The 11,356-nt window shown below is 68.2% G+C and carries 10 protein-coding genes; 6 read left to right on the top strand and 4 right to left on the bottom strand.

The window, feature by feature from the left end:
* The 4 genes from DM816_RS35575 to DM816_RS35560 all read right to left on the bottom strand — a co-directional run.
* On the bottom strand, positions 1–1,373 hold a 1,373-nt coding region (locus tag DM816_RS35575; protein ID WP_246002546.1), incomplete at its 3' end, for an AAA family ATPase.
* 58 nt (positions 1,374–1,431) lie between these two features.
* A complete protein-coding gene (locus tag DM816_RS35570; protein WP_117214883.1) occupies positions 1,432–2,571 on the bottom strand; it encodes an exonuclease SbcCD subunit D in 1,140 nt (379 codons plus the stop codon).
* The gene (locus DM816_RS35565; RefSeq protein ID WP_117214881.1) at positions 2,571–4,346 is read right to left on the bottom strand and encodes an ATP-binding protein; all 1,776 of its coding nucleotides are present in this window, start codon (positions 4,344–4,346) and stop codon (positions 2,571–2,573) included. The genes DM816_RS35570 and DM816_RS35565 overlap by 1 nt, the downstream gene beginning before the upstream one ends.
* Complete coding sequence (locus DM816_RS35560; RefSeq protein ID WP_117214879.1) at positions 4,327–5,043, bottom strand: pyrimidine reductase family protein; 717 nt, start codon at positions 5,041–5,043, stop codon at positions 4,327–4,329. The genes DM816_RS35565 and DM816_RS35560 overlap by 20 nt, the downstream gene beginning before the upstream one ends.
* Positions 5,044–5,404: 361 nt before the next feature.
* Between DM816_RS35560 and DM816_RS35555 the strand changes: the two genes are divergently transcribed.
* The 6 genes from DM816_RS35555 to DM816_RS35530 form a co-directional block, all read left to right on the top strand.
* On the top strand, positions 5,405–6,694 hold the full coding sequence (locus tag DM816_RS35555) for an ABC transporter substrate-binding protein (protein ID WP_117214877.1): 1,290 nt from the start codon (positions 5,405–5,407) through the stop codon (positions 6,692–6,694).
* A 44-nt stretch (positions 6,695–6,738) separates the two neighbouring features.
* The gene (locus DM816_RS35550; RefSeq protein ID WP_425455313.1) at positions 6,739–7,701 is read left to right on the top strand and encodes a carbohydrate ABC transporter permease; all 963 of its coding nucleotides are present in this window, start codon (positions 6,739–6,741) and stop codon (positions 7,699–7,701) included.
* Positions 7,698–8,522 carry a carbohydrate ABC transporter permease gene (locus DM816_RS44880; protein WP_246002545.1) on the top strand — a complete coding sequence of 275 codons (825 nt, stop codon included), beginning with the start codon at positions 7,698–7,700 and terminating at the stop codon, positions 8,520–8,522. The genes DM816_RS35550 and DM816_RS44880 overlap by 4 nt, the downstream gene beginning before the upstream one ends.
* On the top strand, positions 8,471–9,898 hold the full coding sequence (locus DM816_RS35540; RefSeq protein ID WP_425455312.1) for a glycoside hydrolase family 1 protein: 1,428 nt from the start codon (positions 8,471–8,473) through the stop codon (positions 9,896–9,898). Before DM816_RS44880 ends, DM816_RS35540 begins: the two co-directional genes overlap by 52 nt.
* The gene (locus tag DM816_RS35535; RefSeq protein WP_117214871.1) at positions 9,855–10,868 is read left to right on the top strand and encodes a LacI family DNA-binding transcriptional regulator; all 1,014 of its coding nucleotides are present in this window, start codon (positions 9,855–9,857) and stop codon (positions 10,866–10,868) included. Before DM816_RS35540 ends, DM816_RS35535 begins: the two co-directional genes overlap by 44 nt.
* Before the next feature lie 160 nt (positions 10,869–11,028).
* Positions 11,029–11,356: ACT domain-containing protein (locus tag DM816_RS35530; protein WP_483964167.1), on the top strand; the 328-nt coding region annotated here is incomplete at its 3' end.

Raw genomic sequence — 11,356 nt, 5'->3', positions numbered from 1 at the left:
GCCGTGGCCAGGCGCCGGTCTGCCTCGCGCGCCTGCCGGTCGGCGGCCGCGTGGGCCTCCCGCTTCGCCAACGCCACGGCTTCCGCCTGGTCGAGTGCCCGCTGCGCCGCGGTCATGGCCCGCTCCCTGGGCAGCGGCGGGACCACCTCGACGTGCTGCTCGCACACCGGGCAGGCATGCCCGGCCTTGAGGTCGCGCCGCAGCCACGCCGCGCGGTCTGCCGTCTGGGCCGCCTGCAGCGCACCCTGCGCCTCGGCCACGCCCACCGTTGCGGCCTCGACCCCCTCCGCCGCCTGCCGCAGCCCTTGCTGTGCCTTATCGTGCACCTTGCGCACTTTGGCCAACTCAGTGTCCAGTGTGGACAGCTGCTCCTGCACCTTCAGCCGCTCGCCGTATGCGTCCAGCAGCCGGGCCGGCGCGGCCGGATCACCCACGCCGTCGAGCTGGGCGCGCAGCTTCTCCTCGCGCTCCTCGGCCGAGCCCACCGCGATCGCGGCATCGGCCACCCGCGCGGCCGCCTCGTGCGCCGCCTGCGCCAGGCTCGCCACGTCTTTGGGCGCGCGCACCAGCGACAGCAGCGAGAGCCTGCGGTCGGCCTCGCCCATCGCCGACGCGAGCCGGGCCGACTCCTCCTGCGCCTGTGTCAGCTCGGGCAGCTTCGCCTCGACCGCGTCGCTGATCTCGCCGATGACGCGCAGAATCTCGTCGGCGTCGGCGACCGCCTCGTCCGACGACGCGTGCTCCAGCTCGGCCAGCACCTGCTCGTTGGCTGCCAGCTTCGCGTTGGCCTCGGTCACCAGCGCGCTGGCCCGCTCGCGCACCTTCTCGTAGACATCCAGACCCAGCAGCCGGACCAGGATCTCCTGCCGCTCGGCGGGCCGCGAGTGCAGGAACGCGGCGAACTCGCCCTGCGGCAGCACGACGCACTTGATGAACTGGTCGTAGGGCAGGCCCACCACCTCGGGAACGGCCGCGTCGAGCTCGGCCGGCGTGCCCGCCAGTGCCTCACCCAGCTCGCCGAGCAGGCCCTCGTTGTCCAAACTGGACGGATCAAAGCCGGGGGAGAGCGCCTGCAGCGCGGCGGCTCTCGTGGCGGCCCGGCCCTTGCCGTCGCGGCGCACCACCCGGGTCACCGCGTAGCGCACGCCGGCCGCCTCGAACACCAGCCGCACCGCCGCCTCGTTGGCCGACGGGGCAAGCGCATGCGCCACCGACTTGCCCCCGCTCCAGCGCGGAGCCGTGCCATATAGCGCGAAGCACATGGCGTCGAGCACCGTGGACTTGCCGGCGCCGGTCGGCCCGATCAGCGCGAAGAAATCGGTGTCCGTGAAGTCGACCGTGGTCGCCTCCCGAAAAGCCGCAAACCCCCGCATGTCAAGTCTTAACGGCCTCACGCGGCGACCTCCCGAGAGAAGGCACACCACACACGAGTCATGACGTGATCACCTCGTCGTAGAGCCGGTCGAACAGGGCCTTGGTCGCCGGGTCCGCGGCGCCCCGGCCGGCCAGATAGTCGGCGAACAGCTCGGACGGGCTCTTGCCCACCTTCGACAGCCGTTGCGGCCGGTCCGGCAGCGCACCCGGGTCGATGCGGATCTCCAGCGCCCGCGGGAACAGCTCCTGCACCTGCTCGCGCAGCCCGGCCCGGGGCGGCTCGGTGACGTAGACCCGCAGCCACGCCTCGCCGACGTCCAATGCGGACAGTTGCTCCAGCGTGCCCCGGATCGTCTTCAGCGGCACCGCCGCCGGGACCGCAATCTCACGCACCTGAGCGCTCGTGGACGCCGTCACCTCCACCATCGTGACCGACGCCGTGTTGTCGGACTCGCCGAAGTCGATGGCCATGGGGGAACCGCAATATCGCACCGGGCACGGCGCGGGCAGCGACTGGGCCCGGTGCAGGTGCCCGAGCGCGACATAGTGCGTGCCGGCGGGGAAGACCGTCGCGGGCACGGCGTAGCTCAGGATCGTGTGCGCCTCCCGCTCGCCGCCGCCCATCATGGCGCCGAACACCGTCAGGTGCGCCGTGACCAGGTTGACCGTGTCCCTGCCGAACCCCTCGCACAGGGTCGAGAGCAGCCGCGCGAGATGGTCGGCGTAGGTGGCCTGCGCCTGCGCCTCGGTCAGCTCGAACATCTCCAGCGCGCGCACCGCGTATCGCTGCGACAGGAACGGCAGCGCGACGCAGCACCACTTCTCGCCCGACCGCGTGACGCCGCTGATCACGTGCTCGGACGCCTTTTCGCTGACCCGCCCGCGCAGCGTGATCTCGGCGGCGTCGGCCCATGGCCGCAAGGCGTCGAGTGCCGCGCCGTTGTCGTGATTGCCCCCGATGACCACGACATCGGCGCCCGTGCCGCGCAGCGCGGTGAGCGCGCGGGTCACCACCTTCGTCGCGTCGGGCGTGGGTTGCGGCGAGTCGTGCAGATCACCCGCCACGATGATCAGGTCGGGCTGCTCCCGCCGGGCGATGTCGATCACCGAAGCCAGCGCCGCGATCTGTTCCTCCAACCGCGACCGTCCCTTGAGGACCTTGCCGATGTGCCAATCCGAGGTATGCAGAATCTTCATCAGAACGGAATCCCGTCATCCGGAGCCTCAGCGGAGCGCCCGCCGGAGGAACGGCCGCTCTTGACGACTTTCAGCGGATCGGTCGAGCTGATCATGCTGGCCAGGGTGGCGCGCGGTGCGGCGCCGGCCTCGCCCGGCCGCGTGGCCCACGCCGGGAACGGGAACTCGATGGCCAGCGGCACGGGGATCTCGGGCTGGGCCACGAACATCGTGCCCGGCTTGGCCAGCAGCACGCGCTGCCGCTGCGCGGGCGGGAGCCAGCCGTATTCGGGCCGGGAAGCCTCGGCCGGGTCGAGCCGCCCGACCACCCGGATCGCCGAGTTGGCCACGATCCGCCGCTCCACCTCGGACGCCGTCTGCTGCGCCCCGATCAGGACCACGCCCATCGAGCGGCCCCGCTCGGCGATGTCGAGCAGCACCTCCTTGATCGGGCTGGTGCCCTCGCGCGGCGCGTATTTGTTGAGCTCGTCGAGCACCACGAAGAGCAGCGGCTTGGCCGTGCCGGCCTTCTCCTTGCGCTCGAACTCCGTCTTGAGCGTCACGCCGACCACGAACCGCTGCGCCCGATCCGGCAGATTGTGCAGGTCGACAACCGTCACCTGCGCCCCATCGATCGTCGAGATGCGATGGTTGCGCCCGGACGGCAGGTCGCCCCGGATCAGCCGGGACAGGTCGCGCTTGCTGGAGATGAGCCGGCGCGCGAACGCGTTGACCGTGCCCAAACCCACCGACGACCCGGCCCACGCGCTGCGTGTCGCGTCGTCGTTGAGCTGGTCTACCAGATAGTCCACCAGCTGCTCGTAGCTGTGCAGCGGCGTGCCGTCGAGGCTGATGCCCGCGTCCTTCTCCACCGCGTTGCGCGCGAGCTGCGCCGTGACCGCGTGCACCACCATCGTGTATTGCTGCCGCTCGTCGTCGGCGTCGGCGAACACATAGGGCAGCAGCCGATCCTGGCAGAACTCGGCCAGCGTCCAGTAAAACGGGTCGACCCCGGTCAACCGGCTCGCCACATCGGGACTGCCGCTGCGGTCACCGGCCCGGGGCGGCGCATAGACCGTGACCTGCGGAAACGGCGCGGCCTCCAGCCCCAGCCGGTGATAGGCGGCGCGCGTGCGCTCATCGAGCCTCGTGTTTGGATGATCCAGGAACAGCAGGTCTTCACCCTTGACGTTGAAGATCAGCGCCTTGGTGTTGGCCGCCTCCTCGAACACGCCCGACCGGAACACCGAATACAGCAAGAACGTGGCGAAGCTGGTCTTCGTCGCCACGCCCGAGATGCCGGAGATCGACACATGCGCGCCCCGGCTGCCATCCAGGAAGTCGGCGTTGAGAAACACAGGCAGCCCATCGCGCCCGCTGCCCATGGGCAGCCGGCGGGTCATGCGGTCGAACGACAGCGCGCCATCCCTTGCCGCGCCCTCCGCCCGGAACGCGACCGCGCCCGGCAGCGGCGGCACGAACACCTCGGGCTCGACCCGGGTGACCGTGACCTCGGCGGCCTCCTGCACCATCGCGGGCAGCATGCCGTCGGCAATCATGAACACGTCGGAGTCGAAGCTCGCGCCCTCGTGCCGCGCCCGCACGCTGGTGACCACGCCCGAGATCGTCACCGGGCCCAGGTCGTGCAGATCGCGCGTGGTGACGACGACGTCGTCGAGCTGCAGATAGGCACCGTCATTGACCGCGACCCAGAAGGTCAGCGGGCTCGCATCCTCGGTGCCCAGCACCCTGCCAACGGGTGTGCCCGGTGCTCCCTCACTCACGCCGATGACCATACTCCGAGGGTCCGACAGAATCCCGCAGCCTCACGTAGCGCAGCATGAGCATGCCGTCGTCACTCGTCAGCGTGTGCGTCAATCCCATGCGGCGCAACGGATGTGGCGTACCCGAAACGATTCGATCGGCACCGGGACCCACCAGCAACGGCGAGACGGTCAGGCACAGCTCGTCCACCAGATCCGCCGTCGTCAATCCTCCAAATAGGCGCGGGCCGCCCTCGCACAGGATTTGCCCCAGGCCACGCTCGTGCAGCAGCGCGATTCCGTGCGCCAGGCTCTCGCACCGCACCACCTCGGCCACGCCCTCCAGCGCCGCATTCCTCGCCCCGCCCGTGGTCAGGATCACGGCCCCATCCACGGCCGGGCCGGTCAATTCCAATGAGGAAGAGACAATAACCATTTGCGGGTACGCAGTGAGCCCACGCTCCACCCGCCAAGCCCGCCGCCGCTCGTCCAGCCGCAGCGCCCGATAGTTCTCCGCACGGAACGTGCCCGCCCCGACCAGCAACGCGTCGCACATCATGCGCAGCACCCGGAAGACGCGTTTGTCCACCGCGCCCGAAAGCCCAGCAGACAGGCCCTCCACCGCCACCGCACCGTCCACACTGGACACAAAGTTGGCCCGCAGCCACGGCCGGTCCACGCGCGGGTACAGCGCCGCCAACTCCGCGTCGTCGAGCTCCTCGATCCGCATGCGCGATGGTCCGACTATTCGCCGGCCGCGCCGGTCGCGGGCTCGGTCGGCTCGGGCGCCCTGTGCTGGCAGTCGCACCACGTCCGCCGCAGCTGCGCATCGGGTGCGCCCGCTCGCTTGGCGGGGCACTCGTCGTGTCGACCCTCCCGGCACGCGCGACAGATCATGCGACTCAGCCTAGTCGTGCTACATCAATGGGATGAATAGGCCGCATAAAGCCGCTTTCCGGCACGACGTTCGATAACAGAACGGGATCGCTCCACCTGGCCTATTGACACTGCTGTAACCCGCTCGCAATCATGGGAGCGCTCCTACGGGAGCGCTCCCATGATTCTTCTAGACGTCTCCAGAGGGGCTTGGCATGAGCGTTAATTCGCGCCGCCGGACACTCGCGGTGGTCGCACTCGCGGCGGTCACCGCGCTTGGTGGCCTCGCAGCATGCAGCAAGAAGAACGAAGAGGCGAAGCCGGGCGAGATCAAGCTCGTGGTTGACCACTTCGGCGAATTCGGGTACGACGAACTGGTCAAGCAGTACGAGGCCTCGCACCCGGGCATCAAGATTGAAATCCGCAAGACCGCACAGCTCAACGACTACCGCCCGCTGCTGGTGCGCTACCTGGCCACACAAAAGGGCGCGGGTGACGTGGTCGCCCTCGAAGAGGGCATCATTTCCGAGTTCAAGTCCAACCCGGCCAACTGGGTGGACCTGACACCATACGTTGGCGACAAGCGCAGCGAATACCTGCCGTGGAAGTACGACATCGGCAAGACTTCCGAGGGCAAGCTGCTCGCCCTGCCCACCGACGTCGGCGGCCTGGGCGTCTGCTACCGCAAGGACCTGTTCAAGGCCGCCGGCCTGCCGGAGGACCGCGAGGCCGTGTCCAAGCTGTGGCCGAGCTGGGACCAGTTCATCCAGGTTGGCAAGGACTACCGGGCCAAGACCGGCAAGGGTCTGCTCGACTCGGTGACCACCGCCTTCAGCGCGAGCCTGTCCCAGACCGGTGGTGACCTGTTCTACGACAAGGACTTCAACATCGTCGCCGACAAGAGCGCGGCCGTGAAGACCGCGTGGGATCTGGCCCTCAAGCTCGCCGACAACGGCGTGACCGCCAAGACGCGCACCTGGTCCGACGAGTGGCAGGCGGGCTTCCAGCAGGGCACCTTCGCCGCGACGCTGTGCCCGTCGTGGATGCTGGGCATCGTCGAGCAGAACTCCGGCGCCGGCAACAAGGGCAAGTGGGATCTGGCCGCGGTGCCGGGTGGCGGTGGCAACTGGGGCGGTTCGTTCCTGGCCGTGCCCACGCAGAGCAAGCACCCCAAGGAGGCTGCCGAGCTGGCCGCGTTCCTGACCAGTGCCGAGGGCCAGGTGGCCGCGTTCAAGGCCAAGGGCCCGCTGCCCTCGAACCTGAAGGCGCTGGACAACCCGGACTTCCAGGCGTACAAGAACGCGTACTTCAGCGACGCGCCGGTGGGCAAGATCTTCGGTGAGGGCGCCAAGACGCTCAAGCCGGGCATCATCGGCCCGAAGCACCAGGCCATCAAGGAGCGGGCGTTCGAGCCGCAGCTGCAGGCATATGAGGCGGGGCAGCTGGATGCCGCGACCGCCTGGGCCAACGCGATTAAGGACGCCAAGACCCAGGGTGCGGTCTAATGACACAGCAACAAACCGGTGGCGCCCATGGCGCCACCGGCCAACTGTCGCATTTGGACAGTAGGGGCACGCCGCGCACCGCGAACCACGGCGGCCCCCGCTTCCGCAAGCGGGAGCGACTGTCCCGCCTGGACGTGAAGTATTCGCCCTACCTCTACGTGGCGCCGTTCTTCATCCTGTTCGCCGCGTTCGGGCTCTATCCCGTGCTGATGACCGGCTGGATGTCGTTCACCGACTGGAACCTCATCGGCGACTGGAAGTTCATCGGGCTGGAGAACTACGCCAATCTGATGAAGGACGAGTACTTCTGGAACGCCGTCCGCAACACGCTCGCGATCTTCCTCATCGCCACCATCCCGCAGCTCCTGCTCGCACTGTTGCTGGCCGAGATGCTCAACCGCGGGATCCGGGCGCGCACGTTCTTCCGGATGATCATCTTCGTGCCGAACATCACCTCACTGGCCGCGGTGGCAATCGTGTTCGGCCTGTTCTTCCGGCGCGACTTCGGCGCGATCAACTGGCTGCTCGACTTCGTCGGGATCGGGCCGATCGACTGGCGGCGCGAGACCTGGGGCTCGTGGGTAGCGCTGGCCACGATGATCGACTGGCGCTGGACCGGGTACAACGCCCTCATCATCCTGGCGGCGATGCAGGCCATTCCCAGAGACCTCTATGAGTCGGCGTCGCTGGACGGCGCCGGACGCTGGCGCCAGTTCACCAGCATCACGCTGCCCAGCCTGCGCCCGACCCTGATGTTTGTGATCATTGTGTCGACCATCGGCGGTTGGCAGCTGTTCGTCGAGCCGTTGGTGTTCAACAGCGGCAGCGGCGCCATCCTGGGCGGCACGCAGCGGCAGTTCCAGACCGTCGCCATGTACATGTTCGAGCGTGGCTTCAGCGATCTGCGATTCGGCTACGGCGCGGCCATCGGCTTCGCGCTGTTCGCCATCATCGTGGTCGCCTCGATGTTCAACTTCCTGCTGGTGAGAAGGACGGTGCGGGAGTGAGAAAGGGCAACACCCTCACATATATCGCGCTCATCGTGGCGTGCCTCCTGTCGATCACGCCGTTCTACTTCATGTTCATCGTGGCCACGCGCAAGCTCGAAGTGATCAACGCGGTGCCGCCACCGCTCCTGCCCGGCGGCGACTTCGGCGAGAACTTCGGCCGGGTGCTCGCCAACGAGCACGCCGGATTCATGTACGGGCTGATCAACTCGCTCATCGTGTCGACGATCGTCACCATCTGCGTGGTGTTCTTCTCGTCCCTCGCCGGGTTCGCGTTTGCGAAGTTGCGTTTCCGGGGCCAGGGAGCGATGCTGTTGATCATTATTACCACGATGATGATCCCAACTCAGCTCGGCGTGATCCCGCTGTACGACATGATGGTGAACTTTTTCCAGCTCGACGGGGACCTGCTCGCCGTGATCCTGCCGTTCCTGGTGAGCGCGTTCGGCGTGTTCATGATGCGGCAGTACGCGGCCACGGCCGTGTCCAACGAGCTGATCGAGGCGGCCCGGGTCGACGGCTGCACCACGTTCCGGATCTACTGGAGCGTCGTGCTTCCGGCCCTCCGCCCGGCAATGGGCGTGCTCGGTCTATTGACGTTCATGGAACAATGGAACTCGTTCCTGTGGCCGTACGCCATCCTCAACGCGGACACCCCGACCGTCCAGGTGTCCCTGGCCCTGCTCGCCAGTGCCTACTACACCGATTTCGCTCAGGTCTTCGCGGCAACCGCGGTGGCCACCATCCCGCTCCTCCTAGTGTTTGTGGTATTCGGTCGCCAGATCATCGGCGGCATCATGGAAGGTGCAGTCAAAGCGTGAATTTCATTTGGGGTACCAGTACAGCGGCATACCAGATCGAGGGAGGCGCTGCAGAGGACGGACGAACTCCGTCCATATGGGACACGTTCAGCCACACCCCCGGCCGCACGCTGGGCGGGGACACCGGCGACATCGCCTGCGACCACTACCATCGCAGCTCCGACGACGTGGCCCTGATGACAAAGCTCGGGATCAACGGCTATCGGTTCTCGGTGAGCTGGTCGCGGGTGCAGCCCGGTGGGCGCGGCCCGGCCAACCAGCGCGGGCTCGACTTCTACCGGCGGCTCATCGACGAACTGCACGCCGCCAAGATCGAACCCTTTCTGACGCTGTACCACTGGGACCTCCCACAGGAGCTCGAGGACGAGGGCGGCTGGCCGGCCCGCGACACGGCGCTGCGGTTCGCCGACTACGCCTCGCTGGTCCGCGAGGCGCTCGGCGACCGGGTCAAGTACTACACGACCTTCAATGAGCCCTGGTGCACGGCGTTTCTCGGGTACGGCAGCGGCCACCACGCGCCGGGCCGCACCAACGGCGAGGACGCGCTGAAGGCCGCACACCACCTCAACCTGGCCCATGTGCTCGCATCGCAGGCGCTTTCGGGCAAGGAGATCGGCATCAGCCTCAACCTCCACGCGTTCCTCGGCGAGCCGGAGGCCGTGCGGCGGCTGGAGGCGGTGGGCAACCGCATCTGGCTGGATCCGCTGTTCCGCGGGAGCTACCCGGCCGACCTGCTGGAGGACACGGCGGGCCTGACCGACTGGAGCTTCGTGCGCGACGGCGACCTGGCCGCGGACACGCTGTCGTTCCTCGGCGTGAACTACTACACGCGCAGCGTCGTCCGGATGCCTTCGCACCAGGGCGAGAGCTCGCAGAACGAGTCAGGCAACAGCTACGTGCGGAATCTGGCGTGGCCCGGCAGCGAGCACGTGATCTGGGAAGATCGTGATCTTCCTCGCACCGAGATGGGCTGGGAGATCGACCCGGGCGGGCTGTCCGACCTGCTGCGTCAGACGCACGAGCGGTACGGCCCGATCCCGATGTATGTGACCGAGAACGGCATGGCCGCTCCCGACCAGACGCTGCAGGACGACGACCGCATCGCCTATCTAGATGCCCACCTGCGCGAGTGCGCGCGGGTAAGGTCCGAAGGGGTGCCACTGCGCGGGTACTTCCTCTGGTCCCTGATGGACAACTTCGAATGGGCGTGGGGATACTCGAAACGCTTCGGCATCATCCATGTGGACTATGGCTCGCAAACACGCACGCCGAAGGCCAGTGCACACTGGTATTCGGAAGTGATCCGGCGAGGGGGCATGCAAGGGGGCACCGATGACGACGCATCGATCTCGTTCAGCGGGCAGGCCAACGCTTGACGAGGTCGCGGCCCTGGCCGGGGTCGGCCGGGGCACCGTCTCGCGCGTGGTCAACGGCTCGCCGCAGGTGAGCCCCGAGGCCCGAGCCGCGGTGCAGGAGGCCATCAAGCAGCTGGGCTACGTGCCCAACCGCGCGGCGCGGGCGCTGGTCACCCAGCGGACCGATTCGATCGCGCTGGTGGTCTCCGAGTCGCAGGACCGGTTCTTCGACCAGCCCTACTTCCTGGCCGTGGTGCGCGGCATCAGTGCCGCGCTCGACGAAACCCCGCTGCAGTTGTGGCTGGCGATGGCACAGTCGCCGGCCGCGCAGCAGCGCGTCGAGCACCACCTGACCAGCCAGCACGTCGACGGTGTGCTGCTGCTGTCGCTGCACGAGACCGACCAGCTGCCCGGACTGCTCATGCAGCGGGAGCTGCCGGCCGTGCTCGGCGGGCGGCCGGTGGGTACCAACCAGGAGATTTCGTACGTAGACATCGACAATGTCGGTGGGGCCAAAGCGGCGGTCAGCTACCTGCTCTCGCGCGGGTGCAAGCGGGTGGCCACCATCGCCGGCCTGCAGGACATGGGCGTGGGCGTGGACCGGCTCGCGGGCTACCGCCAGGCCATCGGCTCGGACGGGCTGGTGGCCTACGGCGACTGGGGCGAGGCCAGCGGCCAGGAGGCCATGCGCGAGCTGCTGCGGCAGGACCCGGACCTCGACGCGGTGTTCGTCGCGTCCGACCTCATGGCGGCCGGTGCCCTGCGCGCGCTGCGGGAGCTCGGCAAGCGCGTGCCCGAGGACATCGCCGTGGTCGGCTTCGAGGACTCGCCGATCGCCACTCAGACCGAGCCGCCGCTCACCACGGTCTATCAGCCGATGGAGGAGATGGGCCGGCAAATGGTCCGGCTGCTGCTCGCGCGGATGAAGGGCGAGGACGAGCCTGGCCACGTCCTGCTCGACACCCACCTGGTCCACCGCCAATCCGCCTAACCCCCACCCCCTCTCCGCGTTCCCTTCCGCGTTGATGGGGCGGTTGGGGTGGGGGCGTTGACGGTAATCCCGCAGCGTAGGCCAAGAGCACGGATTCGGTTGAAAGAACTAGATCCGTGGGCGAAATGTGGGCGTAACGGTAGTCGGGCATGCTTGCTTGATGCTGCTGCGGGTGAGGGTCGCGCTTCCGGATCGACCGGGATCGCTGGGACAGGTCGCCAGGACGCTCGGTGTCGCGGGTGCCGACATCGTGCAGGTGGTCGTGTTGGAACGACTGGGTGGCCGCGCGGTCGACGACTTCACGGTGGTCTGGCCGGGCGGGGCCGGGGTCGAGCGGCTGCGGGCGGGCCTGGCGGCGATGCCGGGCGTGCGGGTGGACGGCATCTGGCGCGCGATCGGCGCGCCCGTCGGCGGCGGATACGACGCGGAGCTGCTCGCGCAGGTGGCCACGAAGCCCGACGACGGCCTGACCACGCTGGTCGATGCCG

Source organism: Allorhizocola rhizosphaerae, assembly GCF_003426775.1.
Lineage (GTDB): Bacteria > Actinomycetota > Actinomycetes > Mycobacteriales > Micromonosporaceae > Allorhizocola > Allorhizocola rhizosphaerae.
This window is presented reverse-complemented; position numbering and strand designations above follow the sequence as displayed.